This window comes from uncultured Sulfitobacter sp., assembly GCF_947500075.1.
Lineage (GTDB): Bacteria > Pseudomonadota > Alphaproteobacteria > Rhodobacterales > Rhodobacteraceae > Sulfitobacter.
Window position 1 is genome coordinate 211,421 of record NZ_CANMQS010000005.1, and the last position, 19,964, is coordinate 231,384.

General features: G+C 63.7%; 9 protein-coding genes. 8 read left to right on the plus strand and 1 reads right to left on the minus strand.

Going from position 1 to position 19,964, the window contains the following annotated elements:
* Window positions 1-165: 165 nt before the first annotated feature.
* The 8 genes from Q1A91_RS16930 to Q1A91_RS16965 all read left to right on the plus strand — a co-directional run bounded on the left by Q1A91_RS16930 (window position 166) and on the right by Q1A91_RS16965 (window position 18,768).
* Window positions 166-1,623, plus strand: a complete 1,458-nt coding sequence (locus Q1A91_RS16930) for a hypothetical protein (RefSeq protein WP_299880125.1) — start codon at window positions 166-168, stop codon at window positions 1,621-1,623.
* Between the two features lie 210 nt (window positions 1,624-1,833).
* The gene (locus Q1A91_RS16935; protein ID WP_299880126.1) at window positions 1,834-8,304 is read left to right on the plus strand and encodes a type I polyketide synthase; all 6,471 of its coding nucleotides are present in this window, start codon (window positions 1,834-1,836) and stop codon (window positions 8,302-8,304) included.
* Complete coding sequence (locus Q1A91_RS16940; protein ID WP_299880127.1) at window positions 8,301-9,281, plus strand: glycosyltransferase family 2 protein; 981 nt, start codon at window positions 8,301-8,303, stop codon at window positions 9,279-9,281. The genes Q1A91_RS16935 and Q1A91_RS16940 overlap by 4 nt, the downstream gene beginning before the upstream one ends.
* Window positions 9,278-13,792, plus strand: coding sequence for a MupA/Atu3671 family FMN-dependent luciferase-like monooxygenase (locus Q1A91_RS16945; protein ID WP_299880129.1), 4,515 nt, complete (start codon window positions 9,278-9,280; stop codon window positions 13,790-13,792). The genes Q1A91_RS16940 and Q1A91_RS16945 overlap by 4 nt, the downstream gene beginning before the upstream one ends.
* 3 nt (window positions 13,793-13,795) lie before the next feature.
* A complete protein-coding gene (locus tag Q1A91_RS16950) occupies window positions 13,796-14,470 on the plus strand; it encodes a 4'-phosphopantetheinyl transferase (protein WP_299880131.1) in 675 nt (224 codons plus the stop codon).
* A 13-nt stretch (window positions 14,471-14,483) separates the two neighbouring features.
* Window positions 14,484-15,431: a hypothetical protein gene (locus Q1A91_RS16955; RefSeq protein WP_299880135.1), complete on the plus strand. Its 948-nt coding sequence runs from the start codon at window positions 14,484-14,486 to the stop codon at window positions 15,429-15,431.
* Complete coding sequence (locus Q1A91_RS16960; RefSeq protein WP_299880137.1) at window positions 15,428-17,938, plus strand: hypothetical protein; 2,511 nt, start codon at window positions 15,428-15,430, stop codon at window positions 17,936-17,938. The genes Q1A91_RS16955 and Q1A91_RS16960 overlap by 4 nt, the downstream gene beginning before the upstream one ends.
* Window positions 17,935-18,768 (plus strand): glycosyltransferase, encoded by an 834-nt coding sequence (locus tag Q1A91_RS16965; protein WP_299880139.1) that lies wholly within the window; start codon window positions 17,935-17,937, stop codon window positions 18,766-18,768. Before Q1A91_RS16960 ends, Q1A91_RS16965 begins: the two co-directional genes overlap by 4 nt.
* On the opposite strand, the gene Q1A91_RS16970 is transcribed toward Q1A91_RS16965, so the two are convergent.
* Complete coding sequence (locus Q1A91_RS16970) at window positions 18,765-19,955, minus strand: glycosyltransferase family 4 protein (RefSeq protein WP_299880141.1); 1,191 nt, start codon at window positions 19,953-19,955, stop codon at window positions 18,765-18,767. The genes Q1A91_RS16965 and Q1A91_RS16970 overlap by 4 nt on opposite strands.
* Window positions 19,956-19,964: the final 9 nt, after the last annotated feature.

The window sequence follows — 19,964 nt, forward strand, 5'->3', positions numbered from 1 at the left end:
GACCACATGTCACTAGGCATATTGGCAGAATATGTATTCATATTAATGGCTTGCTAAAAACTTGCTACACAGGAAACCGTTTGCCTGCCCAATCTACCGGGATGACAGGCATGAGGCCAGATGATAAAAACACGTTTTGACGAAAGGACGCCTGAAAGCCCCACCATGCCCAACGGACTTGCATATCTGATGCTGGCAATCTGGCCGTTCGTCTGTTTGTACCTGTTTCGCAGGTTCAAGCTGGAGCGGGCGCTGATCTGGTCGATCCTGGGCGGGTATCTGTTGTTGCCGCCCCTGGCCGAGTTCAACCTGCCGTTGGTGCCGGGGATGGACAAGGTCACCATCCCCAATGTCACCGTGCTGCTGATCCTGATTTTCGCGATGAAGCAAAAGGTGAACCTGTGGCCTGAATCGCGGGTGGCGCAGTGGCTTGTTGTAGGGCTGATCCTGTGTGCGATCCCCACGACGCTGACCAATGGCGATCCGATCATCTTTGAGATCCTGCGCGATGCGGATCCGATCCTGTTTCAGGTCGATGCGCTGCCGGGGCAGGGGGTGCGGGACATCGGATCGGTGCTGATCGGGCAAATCCTGATGATCGTTCCTTTCCTGCTGGCGCGGCAGTTCCTTGCGTCCGAAGAAGGGTTGCGGGAAATCCTGCTGGCGCTGATGGTGGGCGGGCTGATCTATTCGATCCCGTCCCTGATCGAGATCAGGCTCAGCCCGCAGATCAACACCTGGGTCTACGGATTTTTCCAGCACTCCTTTGCGCAGACCATGCGCGGGGGCGGGTTCCGCCCGATTGTGTTTTTGCCGCACAGCCTGTGGCTTGCGCTTTTCGTGTTTTGCGCTCTGGTTGCCACGGCGGCGCTGGCGCGGGTGGCGGATGCGCCGGACAAGAAACGGATGTATCTTTTTGCTGCCTACATCTTTGTGCTGCTGATCCTGTGCAAATCAGCGGCATCCATCCTGTATGGCATTGTCTTGACGCCGCTGGTCTTGTTTGCCTCGTTCCGGACGTTGATCCGGGTGTCGATGGTTTTTGCCGTGATCGCAGTGGTTTATCCGATGTTGCGTAAGTTCGAGCTGGTCCCGATCTGGGAGCTTGTCGACTACGCGGGCGCCTATTCCGCCGACCGCGCGCATTCGCTGGGCTTCCGGTTCTACAATGAGGAGAACCTGCTGGCGCGGGCGGCTGAAAAGCCGTGGTTCGGCTGGGGCGGCTGGGGGCGCAGTTTGATCCGTGATCCTGAAACCGGGGTGATTACCTCAATCCCGGATGGCCGCTGGATCATCGTTTTTGGCACCTTTGGCTGGCTGGGATATGTCTGCGAATTTGGCCTGCTGGCGTTGCCGCTGGTGCTGATGTGGTGGTTTGTGCGCAGAAACGCGGATGCGCCGTTGTCGCCCTATGTGGCACCCTTGTGTGTGATCCTTGGGGTGACGATGATCGATATGCTGCTAAACGCGACGCTCACGCCGATGACGTGGCTCTGCGCGGGCGCGGTGTTGGGCCATGCGGAGAAATGCATGCCACGCCTGGCCCGTCCGCCGCGCCATGACCTTAGAAAAGCGGTCATGGGGCATAAGGACACAGGCCGCGCGGGCGGCAGTGTGCTTTGACCTGAAACACCTGACAAACAGGGGATGTTTGCCGCATTGTCAGGCCGCTCGAAACAGTTCAGGATAAAAATGCGGATATTTGCGAATTTCCTCTAGGAATGGCACATTGTTGCCATGATTGGCCTGTTCAAGAAGGTCGCATACGTATGGTTGAATGAGTGGACGGAGCACACCGCAGGTATTGGCGCGGTTTGACCCGATTTGAGGACGATGGATAGGACAGAACACCACCGGGGCGCGGGTGAGGACATTGCGATTGTCGGCCTGGCCGTCAATGTGCCCGGCGCGCAGGACCTTGAGGCCTATTGGGCCAATCTCAAAGACGGCGTGGAGTCCATTCGGCGGTTGACCGAGGAAGAGCTGCTGGCCGCTGGCGAAAGCCCTGAGAACATCGCCCGCAGGAATTACGTGCCCGCCGCTGCCGTGCTGGACGGGTTTGAGACCTTCGACGCGGAGTTCTTTGGCTTTTCTCCCAAAGATGCCGCGATCCTTGATCCGCAACACCGCAAGTTTCTGGAAACCGCCTGGCAGGCGATGGAGCAGGCCGGGAGGCCGCCTGAGAGCGTTGCGGGGCCGATTGGTGTCTATGCGGGCTGCGGGATGGGCAGCTATTTCTATTTCAATATCTGCTCCAACCCCGATCTGGTGGACGATGTGGGCATGTTCCTGCTGCGCCATACGGGCAACGACAAGGATTTTCTGTCGACGCGGGTGAGCCATGTGTTCGATCTCAAAGGCCCGTCGATCAACATGCAGACGGCCTGTTCGACGTCTCTGGTCGCGATCCACTACGCTTGCGCGGCGCTCCGCGCGGGTGAGGTTGATATGGCGCTGGCGGGGGGCGTGACGATTGAGCTGCCGCAGGGCCGGGGGTATCTGTTCAAGGAGAACGAGATCCTGTCGCCGGATGGCCAATGCCATGCCTTTGATCACCGGGCGCAGGGGACGGTGTTCGGGTCCGGCGCGGGGGCCGTGGCCTTGCGTCGGCTGGAAGATGCGCTGGCGGACGGTGATCCGATCTGGGGCGTGATCAAGGGGTCAGCGGTCAACAACGATGGTGCGGCCAAGGCGGGGTATCTTGCGCCATCCGTGGACGGGCAGACGGCGGCGATTGCGGCGGCGTTGAAAGACGCGGATGTGCCTGCACGCTCCATCGGGATGGTGGAATGCCACGGCACGGGCACCTATCTGGGCGATCCGATTGAAGTGGCCGCGCTGACCGAAGCCTACCGGGCCGAGACGGCGGAGCGCGACTTTTGCCGCATCGGATCGGTGAAGACCAACATCGGGCATCTGGACACGGCCGCTGGCATTGCCGGGTTGGCCAAGGCGACGCTTGCCTTGCATCACAAGCAGATCCCCCCCTCGCTGGGCTATGAAGCGCCCAATCCCGCGATCCCGTTTGAAGGCAGCCCGTTCCGGGTGAATGACAGCCTGCACGATTGGTCAGCGGGCGGCACGCCCCGCCGCGCGGCAGTGAACGCGCTGGGTGTGGGCGGGACAAACGCGCATATGATCCTTGAAGAGGCCCCCGAACGGGCGGCGTCAGAGGAAAGCGATTGGCCGTTTCATGTGCTGTGCCTGTCTGGCCACAGCAAAGCGGCGCTGGATGCCAATGCCGCTGCGCTGGCGGCACATCTGCGCGCGCATCCAGAGCAGCCGCTGGCGGATGTGTCCTTTACGTTGAAGAACGGGCGGCGCGGTTTTGACAAGCGCCGGGTGGTTGTCGCTGAAAGCCACGCGGAAGCGGCGGAGTTGCTGGAGCAGGGCGACACCCGCCGGGTGTTCACCCATGAGGCCTTGGGCGAAAACCCGGAAGTTGTGTTCATGTTCCCCGGCGGCGGCGCGCAATTCGCGGGCATGGCGCGGGACCTTTATGAGACCGAGCCCGAGTTTGCGGAGTGGATGGACAAGGGGCTCGCCCATCTGGAGCCGCAGCTTGACTATGATATCCGTGCGATCTGGCTGCCCGAACCGGAGGCAGAAGCCGCAGCGGATGCGCGGTTGAAGCAACCATCGGTGCAATTGCCGCTGATTGCGATTGTGGAATACGCACTGGCGCGGTTGTGGATGTCATGGGGGGTGAAACCCGCCGCCATGGTCGGTCATTCGATGGGCGAGAACGTCGCTGCCTGTCTGGCCGGCGTGATGACGTTTGAGAACCTGATTGATCTGGTGCTGCTGCGCGGACGTCTGTTTGACGAAGTGCCAGCGGGCGGGATGCTGAGCATCTCTGCGCCGCTCAGCGCGATTGAGCCGCTCTTGGGCGATGATCTGGACATTGCCAGTGTGAACGCACCTGAGTTGATTGCTGTCTCTGGCCCGCAGGACGCGCTGGAAGCGATGGCAGCACGGCTGGACAGGGCAGAGATTGAATACCAGCGGGTGGCGATTGATATTGCCGCCCACAGCCGGATGCTTGCCCCCATTCTGGACAGGTATCGCAGCTTCCTTGCGGGGTTGAACCTGCAAGCGCCGCAGATGCCCTTTGTGTCAAACCGCAGTGGGGAGTTGATCACGGCGGCAGAGGCGACGGACCCGGATTACTGGGTGGGGCAGCTGCGCAATACCGTGCGGTTTGGCGATTGCATGGACACGCTGGCGGCGCCGCGCAAGCGGGTGTTTCTGGAAGTCGGGCCGGGGCGCGCGCTGAGTTCATTGGCGCAGATGGCTGAAGGTGTTGCGGCGGTGCAGGTGATCTCCACCCTGCGGCACCCGGAGCATAATGTGGCTGATGATGCCTATTTCATCGGTGTGATCGGGCGGCTTTGGGCCTGCGGCGTTGAGGCGGACTGGTCCCAGATCTGGGGCGAGGCGCGGCGCAACCGGGTGGTGCTGCCGACCTATGCCTTCCAGCGCAGTGCGTATTTCATCGAGCCGGGCACGCAAAAGGTGGCCACGGCAGAGACGCCCGCGCTGGTCCGGCAGGATGAGATGTCCGATTGGGGCGCGCAGCCGTTCTGGAAACCACGCTATGCGGATGTTGATCTGGACGTTGAGACGGATTTGGATCAGGTGCCGCTGAACTGGCTGGTGTTTGCCGATACGGCCGGCATGGCGGGCGCTGTCATCACGCGGTTGCGGGATGCGGGACACCGGGTTGTTGAAGTCATCGCGGGCGATGCCTTTGGGCAGACGGGGGCGGACAGATTCACCCTTGCGCCGGAACAGGGGCGCAGCGGATATGATCAGCTGATTGCAACACTTGGCGCAGAGGGCAGGGCCTTCCCCGACCGGATCGCGCATTTCTGGCTGACCGATGATGCGGCGGCGCCGCGTCCGGGCAGCAGCACCTTTGACCGCAATCTTGAGCAGGGGTTCTGGAGCCTGACGTGGCTCTCGCAGGCTTTGATCGAAGCGGGCAATGATGCGCCGCTGCACCTGAGCGTGTTCACCACCGGTGCGACGGCAGCGGATGGGGCGGCGCTGGTTCATCCTGAAAAGGCGTTGATCGCGGGGCCTGTGGGTGTTGTGGCGCGGGAATTGCCGGGGATGACGGCAGCGCAGGTTGATCTGGATGTGATTGAGACGCCGGAAGGGACGCAGGGCTGGTTTGCGACACCGCAACCCGAGGTGACGCCTGTGGACCGGACGGCGCTGGTGCTGGAGGAAATCCTTGCTGCACCGTCAAACGCCATTGCCGCGCATCGCGCAGGCAAGCGGTTTGAGCTGACTTATCGCAGCATGCCTTTGCCGCAGGCCGATGCGGCCGCCGGGTTCCGCGCAGGGGGGCGGTATCTGATCACGGGCGGCTTTGGCGGCATTGGACAGACACTGGCGGCGGATCTGATCGCGCAGCATAGGGCGGATGTTGTCTTGCTGAGCCGGAACGCGATGCCACCGCGCGCGCAATGGCAGGCCTATGTCGCGGCCCATGGCACGACGGACAGGATGGCCCGGCGGATGGGGGCAGTAATGCGGCTGGAAGCGGCGGCAAAAAGCGGTGGTGGTTCTGTCACGGTGCTGCATGGCGATGTGGCGAACCTGGCGCAGATGCGCCGGGTTGTGGATGATCTGCAGGCCCGCACGGGCGGGTTGACCGGGGTGATCCATGCGGCGGGCGTGCTGGATGATGCACCGATGCTGGCGAAATCCGACGCGGCGATTGATGCGGTGCTGGCTCCAAAAGTGCAGGGATTGCGGGTGCTGGATCAACTCCTGCCGGACGGGGCGGTTGAGGTGATGGTGCTGTTCTCCTCAACCTCCACCGCGACGCGGGGTGCGGGGCAGGTGGATTATGTGGCGGCAAATGCCTGGCTCAATGCCTTTGCACAGGCGCGGCGGGGCGGTCAGACGCGGGTTGTGGCAGTGAACTGGGGCATCTGGTCGGATGTCGGCATGGCGGCTGCGGCGCTGGGCGCGGCGGCAAGCGATGTGCTGCCGCCACGCAAGCTGGACAGCCCACTGCTGCGCGATATGGCGGGCGATGCGGGGGGCGAGACGGTGTTTTCCGCAGCGCTCAGCACGCAGGACTGGCTGCTGGATCAGCACCGGACCAAAGATGGGCAGGCCGTGATGCCGGGCACCGGGTATATCGAGGCGTTGGCAGAAGCGGCACAGGCGCAGGGGATGACATCCGGGTTCGAAATTGCGGATCTGTATTTCCTGCGGGCGATGCCGGTCGATGAGGGCGACGCGCGCAGCATGCAGGTGACCCTGCGTCCCGAGGGTGCGGGATATAGCGCAGAAATGCGCAGTGATTGCCTGCTGAACGGGGCAGCCGGCTGGCAGTTGCACGCGCAGGCGCAGATTGCGCCGCTGGGCGCTGCGGCACCGGGACCAGTTGATCTGGCTGCTGTTGCGGCGCGTTGTGGTGCAGTTGAAGCGGGGGCCGATGGCGGGCGCCTGAAATCTCCGCAAGAGGCGCATCTGAACTTCGGCCCACGCTGGCACGTATTGCGCGCACAGCAGTTCGGCGCGGGAGAAGGGCTGGCGAAGCTGGCCTTGCCCGCCGCAACACAGGGCGATCTGGACGCGGGGCACCTGTTGCACCCCGGTCTGATGGACCTTGCAACCGGCTGGGCGATTGGATTGGTGCCGGGGTATGAGGCGCGCAACCTCTGGGTGCCGGTGTCATATGGGACGATCCGCGTCCATGCGCCCCTGCCGGCAGAGGTGATGTCCTGGGTGCGATTGACCCCCGGTGACGCAAGCGATGGATTTGCCCAGTTCGAGGTGACCCTGTGCGATGCAGAGGGGCGCGTTCTGGTGGAAGTGCAGAACTTTGCGATGAAACGGCTTGAAGCCGGCTTTGCCGCCATCGCGCCGCTGACCGCGGCAGAAGTGCGGTTTGAGGACGCCCAGGGCGATACGGCCACGATGACACCGGCAGAAGAGCGGCTGGCCTATCTGGTCAGCCAGGGCATCCGGGCCGAGGAAGGGCCGGAGGCGCTCGCCCGCGCGCTGGCGCTGGATGTGCCGCAGGTCATGGTCTCTTCGCTTCCCTTGAAGGGGCTCATCGCGGATGCGGATCAGCCGCTGGTGGCCGCGTCCACGGGGCAGAGCTTTGAGCGGCCCGATCTGGATGGCTCCTTCGTGGCGCCGCGCAACGGGATCGAGGAACGGCTGGCGGCACTGTGGGAAAACCTGCTGGGGGTGCATCCGGTTGGGGTTGAGGACAGTTTCTTTGACCTTGGGGGGCATTCGCTGATTGCGGTGCGGCTCTTTGCCAGTGTGAAACGGGACTTCAAGGTGGAATTCCCGATTTCCGTCCTGTTCGAAGCGCCGACGATTGCGAAATGTGCGGCCTTGATTGCGGCACAGACCGGCGAAGTGGCCGGGCTTGGCGATGGCACTGAAGCGGCGGCGGATCAGCCTGCGCCGTTTGAGTTCCTTGTGCCGCTGAACCAGAGCGATCAGACGCAGGCGCCGCCCCTTTTCATTGTCGCAGGCATGTTTGGCAATGTGCTCAACCTGCGCCATCTGGCACTGCCGTTCAGTGCGGAGCGTCCGGTCTACGGCGTGCAGGCGCGCGGGTTGATCGGGGAGGCCATCCCGCATGAGGATGTGGCGGCAGCGGCAGCGGATTATCTGGTGGAGATCAAGCGGGTGCAGCCGGAAGGGCCATATCTGTTGTCCGGCTATTCCGGGGGCGGGATCACCGCTTATGAGATGGCGCAGCAATTGAAAGCGGCAGGGGAAGAGGTGGCGGTTCTGGCGCTGCTGGACACGCCACTGCCGGTGCGCCCATCGCTGAGTGCACCTGACAAGGCGTTGATCAAGCTGGCAGAGTTCCGCGCCAAGGGGCCGGGGTACCTGCTGGAGTGGTGGCGCGCGCGGCGGGCGTGGAAGACCGGGAATTTCCCCGATGCCATCCGCGCCGCAGAAGCCGCACCGGGGGCGGAATTCAACAACCTCAAGATTCAGGCCGCGTTCCTGAAAGCGGTGGGGGCCTATCAGACACAGGGTTGGGACGGGCCGCTGACGCTGTTCCGGCCACCGCTGGATCGGCACTGGAAAGTGTCCAAAGGCGCGTGGGTCAGTGCAGAGAAGGAATATGTTCTGCCCGACAATGACTGGACGCGCTATGCGCCACAGGTGCAGGTGGTCGAGGTGCCGGGCAACCATGAGAGCATGGTGCTGGCACCAAACGTCACCGTGCTGGCGCAGGAATTGAGTGAGATCATCGCCGCAGCGCTGGGCAGTGGTGATGCCACCCCGTGGTCACAGGCCGCAGAATGACCACGCCACCCCGCTTGTTGGTCATCGTGCTGAATTTCCGCACTGCGCAGATGACGTTGCGCGCCGCTGAAGCGGGGTTGGCGGATATGCCCGAAGGGGCGGAGATGGTGATCATTGACAATGCCTCCGGCGACGGATCGGACGAGGTGCTGGCGCAGGAGATCGCCGCGCGCGGCTGGGACAAGGACAGCCGGGTGCGGTTGATCTGTTCAGAGGTGAACGGCGGTTTTGGGGCTGGCAACAACATCGGGCTGCGCGCCAGGATGTCGGATGGCAGTGATCCTGCGTTCTTTTACCTTTTGAATTCAGACGCTTTTCCGGATCCCGGATGTATTCAGACCTTGCTTGCGCATTTGCAGCAGACGCCTGAAGCCGGGTTTGTTGGCAGCCATGTGCGCGGGGATGATGATGCGCCGCATGTTACGGCCTTTCGCTTCCCCTCTGTTCTGGGGGAATTTGAAGGCGCGGCGCGGACGGGTGTGTTTTCGCGGCTGTTCAGAGACGCAATTGTGGCACCACCACTGCCCACCACCGCCACGCGGATGGATTGGGTTGCAGGCGCAAGCGTGCTGATGCGCGCAGAAATGCTGGATGAGATCGGGCTTTTTGATGAGACGTTCTTTCTGTATTTCGAGGAAACCGATCTGTGCAAACGGGCCGCACGCGCGGGCTGGCAGGGGTGGTATCTGCCGGATGCGAAAGTTGTGCATATCGGGTCGGTGTCCACGGGCATGAAGGAGTGGCAGCGCATGCCGCCCTATTGGTATGCGTCGCGGCGTCATTACTTTGTGAAAAACCACGGACGGCTCTATGCTGCGGCGGCACTGGCAGCGCATGTGGCGGGGGGGATGATCCACCGCCTGCGCTGTGCGCTCAAGGGCCGTGCGCCGGATGATCCAGCGCATTTTCTGCGGGATCTTGTGGCCCATGGTCTGGGCCTGACCCCGCGACGTTCTGTATCGGAGGATACGCCATGACTGCGCCTTTCAACCCTGCTGCGTTCTCTGTCCTGTTGATGGGGCAGGAATCGCTGACGATTGCCTGTGGGGACATGCTGCTGGCGGGTGGCCATTCGATTGCGGCGGTGATCTCGGACGATGCGACGGTGCAGGGCTGGGCTGAAGGGCAGGGGCTGTCGGTGTATGAGACGCCGAAGGCGCTGGTGGCGGCGGGCGCGCAGGCGGATTGGTTCTTGAGCATTGCCAACCTTGCGATGGTGCCGGATGCGGCCTTGGCGCTGGCGGGCAAGGGGGCGGTGAATTTCCACGATGGCCCCCTGCCGCAGATGGCGGGTCTGAACACGCCCGCATGGGCGATCCTGCGCGGCCATCCCACCCACGGCATCAGCTGGCACATGATGGAAGGCGGCGTGGACGAAGGTGATCTGATCGCCACCCGCACCATTGAGATTGCGCAGGATGAGACGGCGTTCAGCCTCAACTCCAAATGTTATGCCGCCGGTATGGAGAGCTTTGCCGACGTGCTGGCTCAGCTTGAGCGCGGCACGGTGGAGCGCAGGCCGCAGGACCTGAACCAACGCAGCTATTTCGCGCGGGACGACCGGCCTGAGCGTGGGGGATTTCTGGATTTCAGCGCGCGGGCGGATGTCGTGTCTGCCACGGTGCGCGGGCTTGATTTCGGCGATTACTGGAACCCGCTGACCACTGCCAAGCTCACGGTGGGGGAGCAGGTTTTGCGCGTGGGCGGGATCACCGCGGCTGAGGGCGCTTTGAACGCGGGACAGGTGGGCGAGGTTGCGGCGGACCGGGTGACCATTGGCACGGGCAGCACGCCCGTGCGGTTGTCGCGGGTGACGGGGCTGGATGGATTGCCCGTTGATTTGTCGGAGGTCTTCACCAGCGGGATGCTCCTGTCCTCCGCCGGGCTTGAGATGCCGCGTGCGGGGGAAGAACCGCGTTGGCGGAAGATGTTGCGCAGCGCCGATCCTGTGCCCTGTCCGTTGATGTCTTCGGGTGATGAGGCGGGCCAGATCCCGTTGGAAAGCGCACCTGCGGCGCAGGACCGGGCTGTGGCGCTGGTCGCGCTGACGGTGTTGCAGGCGGCGGGGATGGATGAAGGGCGGATTGCCTTGGCCCATGAGGGTGCGGGGTTCACAGCGCCTTGGGTGCCTTTGCGTGTTGAAGCGACGGCTGACAAGGCTGTGGCGGCTGTTTGTGCCGCCATTGCCGGGCAACTGACAAAGGCGGCAGAGAGCACGGGGTTTGCGCTGGATCTGATGGTCCGCGATCCGGAAATTGACAATGCTGCACCGGATGTAGCGATCAGTTTGACGGATGCGCCGCTTGGCGGGGCGGCTTTGACTGTGTGTCTGACAGATCAGGGTGCGGTTCTGCATCATGACAGCCGGATGGATGCCGCCAGCGCTGGTTTGATTGCCGCGCGGTTGAATGCGGCGTTTGCAGCGGATGCGCAGACCTGCGGGGCGCTTTGGGCCGTGCCGGAGAACGAAGCTGCACTGATGGCCGGGTGGAACGGGACAGCCCGAGACTATGACCGCACGACCATCCACGCAGCGTTCGAGGCGAAGGTTGCCGCAACCCCGGATGCGGAGGCTTTGGTGTGTGAAGGCGACAGCCTGACCTATGCCGCGCTGAATGCGCGGGCCAACCAGTTGGCTCATGTGCTGCGCGGCAAGGGGGTGACGGCCGGCACGCCTGTGGGCCTCTATACGGCGCGGGGCATTGACCTGCTGATCGGGACGCTGGGCATCCTGAAGGCGGGCGGGGCCTATGTCCCGCTGGACCCGGCCTATCCGGCGGACCGCATTGCGCATTACATCAGCGACAGTACGGCCCCGGTGATTGTGACGCAGCGCGCTCTGGTGGGCGGATTGCCTGTGCATCAGGCACAGGTTGTGGCGCTTGGCAGCGCGGACCAGTCGGGCGCGCCGGACAGCAACCCCGATCCGGTCTCTGGCCCGGATGATCTGGCCTATCTGATCTATACGTCCGGCTCTACCGGGACGCCCAAGGGTGTGATGGTCAGCCACGGCAATGTGGCGAATTTCTTTGGCGGGATGGATGATCGGATTGATCACAAGACCGGTGATGTCTGGTTGGCCGTGACGTCTCTCAGCTTTGATATCTCCGTGCTGGAATTGTTCTGGACGCTGTCACGCGGGTTCAAACTGGTGCTGGCGGGGGATGAAAGCCGCACGCTGGTGTCGAACGGGCCGATTGTCGACAGCGGCAAGCACATGGATTTCAACCTGTTCTATTGGGGCAATGACGATGGGGTTGGTCCGAAGAAATACGAGTTGTTGCTGGAAGGCGCGAAGTTTGCCGATGCCCATGGGTTCAACGCGGTCTGGACGCCGGAGCGGCATTTCCACGCCTTTGGCGGGCCCTATCCGAATCCGTCGGTGACGGGTGCTGCTGTGGCGGCGGTCACGAAGAATCTGGCCGTCCGCGCGGGGTCTTGCGTCGCACCCCTGCATCATCCCGCGCGCATCGCGGAGGAATGGGCGGTCATCGACAATCTGACCAACGGGCGGGTGGGGCTGGCGATTGCCAGCGGCTGGCAGCCTGATGACTTTGTCCTGCGGCCCGAAAACACACCGCCCCACAACAAGCCTGCGATGTATGTAGCGATTGACCAGCTGCGCGCGCTGTGGCGCGGGGAAACGGTTGAATTCCCGCGTGCGGATGGAGAGATGCACGGCGTCGTGACGCAGCCGCGTCCGGTGTCCAAGGAACTGCCGGTCTGGGTCACCACCGCAGGCAACCCGCAGACCTGGAAAGAAGCGGGAGAGATTGGTGCGAATGTGCTGACCCACCTTCTGGGCCAGTCGATTGATGAGGTTGCCGACAAGATAAAGATCTACCGACAGGCCCTGCGGGATGCCGGTCACAACCCCTCGGATTTTACCGTGACGCTGATGCTGCACAGCTATCTGGCGGACACGCGGGCTGAGGCCGAGGAGGTCGCGCGCGGTCCGATGAAGGATTACCTCAACGCTGCCGCCGCGCTGATCAAGCAATATGCCTGGGCGTTTCCGGCGTTCAAACGGCCCGAAGGGACGACAAACGCCTTTGATCTGGACCTCGAAGGGCTGTCGCAGGAGGAATTGGACGCGATCCTTGAGTTCGCCTTCCAGCGGTACTTCAACGACAGCGGTCTCTTTGGCACTGTGGCAGATGGTGTGGCGCGGGTGGAGCAGCTCAAACGCATTGGCGTGGATGAGGTCGCTTGCCTGATTGACTATGGCATTGAACCGTCGGTGGTGTTGGAAGGTCTGAAACCACTGGCCGAAGTGCTGGCGCTGACCAACAAGGCGGGCGGTCTGGCGGAAAACGATCATTCGCTGGCCGCGCAGATTATCCGACATGGGGTGACGCACCTGCAATGCACCCCGTCGATGGCGCAGATGCTGGTGGCCAATGATGAAGCGCGCATGGCGCTTGGCCGGGTCAAACACCTGATGGTGGGGGGCGAAGCGCTGCCGGGGGCGCTGGTGGATGCGCTGCGGGCCTGTCTGGGGGGCGATATCCAGAACATGTATGGCCCGACGGAGACGACGATCTGGTCGACCACGCACAAAGTGCAGGGGGATGCGGGCAACACCGCCCCCATCGGCACAGCGATTGCGAACACGCAGGTTTATGTTCTGGACGCGAAGAAAGCTGTGCAACCCATTGGTGTTGCAGGCGAGTTGTGGATCGGTGGCGATGGCGTCACTCAAGGATACTGGCAGCGCCCCGAGATGACGGCGGAACGGTTCATCGACAATCCGTTTGGTCCGGGAAAACTCTATGGCACCGGAGACATGGTGGCGTTTGATGCGCAGGGGTGTCTGCATTTCCAGGGCCGCGCGGATGCACAGGTCAAGATCCGTGGCCACCGGATCGAGTTGGGAGAGATCGAGGCACGGCTTGCCAGCCTGCCGCAGGTGCGCGAAGCGGTGGTGATCGCGCGCGATGCGCCCGGTGGGGCGCAATTGGTGGGCTATGTCACCACAAGCGCTGCTGTGGCGGAGGCGGATGCCAAAGCGGCATTGGCAGCAGATCTGCCGGAGATCATGGTGCCTTCGGCGATTGTCATGCTGGATGCCATGCCCCTGACGCCCAACAAGAAAATCGACCGCAAGGCCTTGCCCGCGCCCACAGTCCGGGCAGCGGCGCGCAGCGAAGACGCGGCACCCGCCAGCGGCACGCAGGCGGTGATCGCGCAGGTCTGGTCAGGGCTGCTGGGTGTGGGGGATATCCGGGGGGAAGATAACTTCTTTGCCCTTGGCGGGCATTCGTTGCTGGCGGTGCAGGCGCACCGGGACATTCGCACGGCATTGGGCACAGACAGCCTGTCGATCACCGATATCTTCCGGTTTCCGACTCTGGCGGGGCTGGCCGGGCATCTGGACAAGGGCACTGGTGCACCACCACCGCCCGCGCCGGAGGCGGCACCGGATCCCGCGAAGTCCGAGACGATGTCCAAACGCCGGATGATGCGCCGCAGCCGCACAGGCGCGTGAGCGGTGCAGAGGCTCTGCGACACGATCACCGCGCTTTTTGATGCACCGGTCGCTGTGGCGGCGACGGACCCGACAGCACCGCAACCGGCGCCGCTGGCCGAGGAAGCCGCCCATCTGCACCGCGCGATCGAAAAGCGCCAGCGGGAGTTTGCCGCAGGTCGCGCCGCGGCGCGGCAGGCGATGTCGATGCTCACCAACGCGGAGGTGGCGCTGCCCATCCTTGCAGGAGAGGACCGCGCGCCGATCTGGCCGGAGGGCTGGCAGGGCAGCATCAGTCATAAATCAACGCTCTGTCTGGCGGTGGTGGGTCAAAGCGGTGCCCTGCTGGGGCTGGACGTGGAGGAAGACACGCCGCTGGCGCAGAACTTGATCCCGACGATCTGTTCGGACACGGAAATCGCGCGGATTGCGGGGGCGGCGGAAGGGCAATTGGCCAAATTGATCTTCTCGGCCAAGGAAGCGGCGTATAAGGCGCAATATCCGCTGACCCGTGAGGTCTTTGGCTTTCACCGGCTGGAGATGCGGCTGGACCTGCACGAGCAGGCGTTTGAGGCCTCTTTCACGCAGGACACGGGCCCATTTTCCAAGGGGGATACCCTGACTGGTCGGTTCTGCAAAGGGCAGGGTCATCTTGTCACGGGTGTCACGATTGGGCACTCTGAAATGCAGCAGATCTAGGCGGAGCGGACAGATGGCAAACAGACGGTTTCTCCTTGCAGGTCTGGGGCTTGTTGGCCTTTCGGCCCTCGGTGGAGGGATGTGGCTGTGGGCGCGGAATGCCGGCGCGCGGCGGGCGCAGAGCCTTTACGCCACACCGCTGGACGCGCCGGACGGGCCGCTCAGGGTCTATCATCTGGGGCACAGTCTGGTGGGGCAGGACATGCCCGCGATGCTGGCGCAACTGGCGGGCGAGGGGCATGGCTACGAAAGCCAGCTGGGCTGGGGTGCACCGCTCAAGGACCATTGGGAGCCGGACATCGAGGTTAACGGATTTGAGGCCTCCAACGATCACCCCCGCTACCGGGATGCGCGGGAAGCGGTGGGGTCGGGCGATTATGACGCGGTGGTGCTGACAGAGATGGTGGAGATCACCGATGCCATCGCCTATTTCGACAGTGCGGCCTACACGGCCCGGTGGGCGACGCTGGCGGCGGGTGCGCGGGAGGGGACGCGGGTCTACCTTTATGAGACCTGGCATCACACGGATGATCCCAAGGGGTGGCTGCGGCGGATTGATGAGGATCTGGAGGCGCAATGGCTGGGCAAGATCCTCTACCCCGCGCTTGGGTCCGATGGACCGGCGATCCATCTGATCCCGGCAGGGCAGGTCATGGCGGCATTTGTGCGGGCGGTGGAGGAGAGGGGCGGCGTTGATGGCATCTCAGCCGTGCAGGACCTGTTTGCAACGCAAGACGACGGAACCCCGGACACCATACATTTCAACGATATAGGTGCCTATCTCGTGGCGCTGACGCATTATGCGGTGCTCTATCACCGCTCTCCCGAAGGGTTGCCACAGGCGCTGATGCGTGCCGATGGCACGCCCGCAGTTGCGCCGGGGGCCGAGGCGGCCGCAGTGATGCAGCGGGTGGTCTGGGACGTGGTGCGCAGGATGCCGCAGACCGGGGTGGCAGGATGAACGCCGCAGCGCTTGCAACGACCGTGTTGATGGTGGGGCACAGCCTTTTTGGCAGTGACGGCCCGGACATGTTGCAAGAGGCGTTGCGGGCAGGCACGGGGGCCGGCGATGTGCGGGCGCAGATCATCAATGGCGCACCGCTCAAGTTCAATTGGGAGAATTCCGACACCGCCGAAGGTGTCGATGCGCGGGCCGTCCTGCCCGAAGGCGGGGTGGATCATCTGATCCTGACCGAAGCGATTCCGCTGCTGAATCACACGACCTGGTCAGACTCCGAAGTCTATGCGCAGGCGTTTTTCGGGCTGGCTGCTGCCGCCAATCCCGATGTGCAGGTCTATGTGCAGGAAACCTGGCACAGTATGAACAGTGGCACGGGCGTTGCCGTGGCCCATGACGACGGAGCCGATGTGCCCTGGCGCGCCCGGCTTGAGGCCGATTTGCCGGTGTGGGAAGGGATCGTGGCGGCGGTGGCCGCTGGCAATGCGCACAGCACTGCCGGGATCACCCTGATCCCGGCGGGGCAGGCGATGGCGCTTTTGCATGATGAGATCGCTGCGGGATCGGTGCCGGGGTTGAGCGATATCTCGGCGCTGTTCTCGGATGACATTCACCTCAATGACACCGGGCATTATTTTGTCACCATGGTGCAATACGCCGTGATCACCGGGCAGAACCCGCTGGGCCTGCCGCGTGACTTTTCTGATCGGTATGGGAATGGCTTTGATTTGCCGGAGGCTGATCTGGCACGGGACTTGCAGCGCTTGGCTTGGGCCGCCGTGGTGGCGTATCAGGCCCGCGTGCCTCGCGCGCCAGTGACGCCTGCGCGCAAGGCGCAGGCTGACCCTGCCACACCGCGTGCGCCACCGCTTGACATCGCTGCCCTGCCAGCATCGTCGGTGCCGGGGACGAACCGGTTGGCGATTGGTCTGGCCGGTGTCGCGGATTGGAGCGTGCAGCAACCCTTCCTCAACGTGCTCAAGAGTGCGCGTCCCTGGGTCGGGCACACCCCCGGCCAATGGGGCGGGATGGAGGAAGAGGCGTTGCGCGCAGGTGGCTATCTGGATGCCAATGGCGTGCCGGTCAAAAAGCCAACCACGGTGGGCAGCATCGGAACGCTGGTACTGACCGATTTGCCGGAGGCGGCGCAGACGCTCGCCGGGCGCTATGTGCTGCGCTACACGGGCAAGGGCGTGGTCGAGGTCACGGGCCGGGCGACGGCTGTGCGCTACGGTCCCGGCACGGTGACGTTTGATTATACCCCCGGACCGGGCAGCGTGGACATTCGCATCCAGCGCATGCACCAGAGCGATCCCTTGCGGCTGGTGTCGGTTGTGAAGCAGGACCATGAAGCGGCTTTCAACGACGGCGCGGTTTTCAATCCTGACTGGACCGCGCGGTTGCAAGGCTTTGACGGGCTGCGGTTCATGGACTGGATGGCGACCAATGATGCCACCCTTGCCCGCTGGGAGGACAGACCCTTGCCGGCTGACATGACCTATGCGCGCGGTGTGCCTGTGGAGGTGATGGTAGAGCTTGCGAATGAGCTACAGGCGGACCCGTGGTTCACGCTGCCGCATCTGGCCGATGATGCCTTCGTGCGCCGCTTTGCCACCACGGTGCGGGACAGGCTTGATCCGGGGCTGAAAGCGCATGTGGAGTATTCCAATGAGGTCTGGAACTGGCAGTTTGAACAGACCGTCTGGGCCGATGCGCAGGCGACGGCGCGGTGGGGGCGTAAGGACAGCGGGGTGCAGTTCTACGCCCTGCGTGCGGCTGAGGTGGCCCGGATCTGGACGGAGGTGTTCGGGGCGGAGGCAGAGGCGCGGCTGGTCAATGTGATCTCCTCCCAGACCGGCTGGCTGGGGTTGGAGCAGGACATTTTCGACGCGCCGCTGGTTGTGGCCGAGGGTGGCGCCGCGCCGCATACCGCCTTTGATGCCTATGCTATCACCGGATATTTTGGCGGTATTCTGGGCAGCGAGGGGCGCAGGTCGATGGTGGCCAGGTGGTTGGCGGACAGTCTGGCCAAGGCGGAAGAAGCCGCTGTCTCTGAAGGGTTAAGCGGAGAGGCGGCTGCGGCCTATGTGGCCAAGCACCGCTTTGACTATGCCAGTGCGCTTGCGGGGCGCGAGTTGCGCGATGGTGGCGTGACGGGCGATCCGACCGACACGGTTGCGGGGTTGATCACCAAGGTCTGGCCCTACCATGCCGCCAAGGCCGAGGAATACGGCCTTGATCTGATCATGTACGAAGGCGGCAGCCATGTGGTGGGGCTGGGCGCGTTGGTGGATGACGCAGCGCTGACAACCTTCTTTCAGCATTTCAACTACACCCCTGAGATGGGCGCGCTCTATGCGACCATGCTGGAGGGGTGGAAGGCGCAGGGTGGCCAGTTGTTCAACGCCTATCTGGATGTCTATGCCCCGACCAAATGGGGATCCTGGGGCGCGTTGCGGCATCCGGGGGATAAAAACCCGCGCTGGGATGCGCTCAGGGCGTTTCAATGACGGCGATCTCGGTCCTGATCCCTGCGCATGATGAGGCGGCCTATCTGCCTGCTTGCCTGACCGCGCTTTTGGGCTCTGACGATGTGCCGGGCGGGGTCGACGTTGTCGTGATGGCCAATGGGTGCAGCGATGACACTGCCGCAGTTGCCGAAGGGTTCCGGCCAGCGGCGGAGGCGAAGGGTTGGGCGTTGACGGTGCTGGACATCGCCCAAGGCGGGAAACTGAACGCGCTGAACAGGGGGGAGGCCGCAGCCCAAGGGGCGGCGCTGCTCTATCTTGATGCGGATGTGCATGTCAGCCCCCCTTTGGTGGCGCAGATCGCCGGGGTGCTGGCAACGGATGCGCCTGCCTATGCCAGCGGCAGGCCGAATGTCACTGTGGGCCCCGACCCGCTGACCCGCGCCTATACGCGCTTTTGGCTGACGACGCCTTTCATGGTGCATGGCGTGCCGGGTTTTGGCGTTTTTGCGATGAACCGGGCGGGGCGGGCGCGCTGGGGCGCATGGCCGGATATCATTTCCGACGATACCTTTGCGCGGCTGAACTTTGTGCCTGCGGAACGCCATTCCCTTCCGGCGACATATGACTGGCCGATGATCGAAGGCTTTGCCAATCTGGTGCGCGTCCGGCGACGGCAGGACATCGGCGTGGCTGAGGTCGAGACGCTGTTCCCGGCGCTGATGCAGAACGACGATCCGCATGATCAGACAGCGCCGGTGTGGAAACGCGCCCTGCGGGACCCGGTGGCCTTTATGGCTTTCGCGGCGGTGCGCGTGACAATCCGGTTGCCGGTGTTGCGATCCGCGGATCGCTGGGTGCGGGGGCGCTAATCTGCGCCCATGTAGCGGGCGAGTTTCGCGGCTTCGTTTGCCACATCGTGCCGCTCCAGCACCCGCGCGCGGCCTTGTGTGCCCATCTTTTGCAGATCGGCAAGCGGCGCTTGGGCGAGATGATCCATGGCCTGCGCCAGTGCATCGGTGTCGCCTGCCGGGACAAGCCATCCGGTGACGTCCTGCTGCACCAGCTCCGGCGTGCCTGCGATATAGGTCGCGATCACGGGGCGGGCGGCGGCCATGGCTTCCATGACCACCATCGGCAAGCCTTCGGCAAAGCTGGGCATGACCAGCGCATGCGCGCGGGCCAACTCATCGCGGATACGCTCTTCGCCCACCCAGCCGGTGAGGGTGATGCGGTCTTGGAGGCCGTGGGTGGCAATGGCGGCTTCGATCTGGCTGCGCATCTCACCATCCCCGATAAGAGTGAGGTGGATGCCGGACTGCGTCTTTGCCAGCGCCTGGACAAGCGCAAGCTGGCCTTTCTGTTCCACCAAGCGGCCAATGGCGACCACGCGGCGGGGGCCATCTGCAAGCGGGGCGGGGGCGTCGAAACGGGCGGGCTCAATGCCGCAATGCACCACCTTGATACGGTCCCAGTCCGCGCCATCCGCCCAGCGGCACAGCTGGCTGCGGCCAAAGCTGCTGATGGCAACGGTGAAATCCGAGGCCGCAATCTTGGCCCCAAGCGCCAGCGCGCGGGGGGCGTCGAATTCTTCGGGACCGTGTACGGTGAAGCTGAACTTCGGGCCGCCCAGCGTATGGGACATGAGGGCAACGGCGGCGGCGTTGGTGCCGAAATGCGCGTGGACATGGGCCACTCCGGCAGCATGACAGCGCGCGGCAACTTCTGCGGCTTCGGCAAGGTAGATCAGATGGCGCAGACGCCCGACCTCAGACACCTTACCAAGCGCCATGGCTTGCCGGAACGCGGTCCGGAACCGCGAGGGGCTGCTGGCAAACTGTTTCAGGCAGGCGCGCGCCAGTCCCATACCACCTGATTTGAGGATGTATGCAGTTCGCGTCGCTTCGCCCTGATCCAAGGGATCAACCAGCGGCGCATCCCCCGCCCGCATCGCCAGCCGCGTGACCTCATGCCCCTGCGCCTCCAGCGCGTGGATTTCGCGGCGGATGAAGCTCTGCGAGGGTTGGGGGTAGGTGTTGAGAACGTAGGCAATCTTCACGTCTGGTCC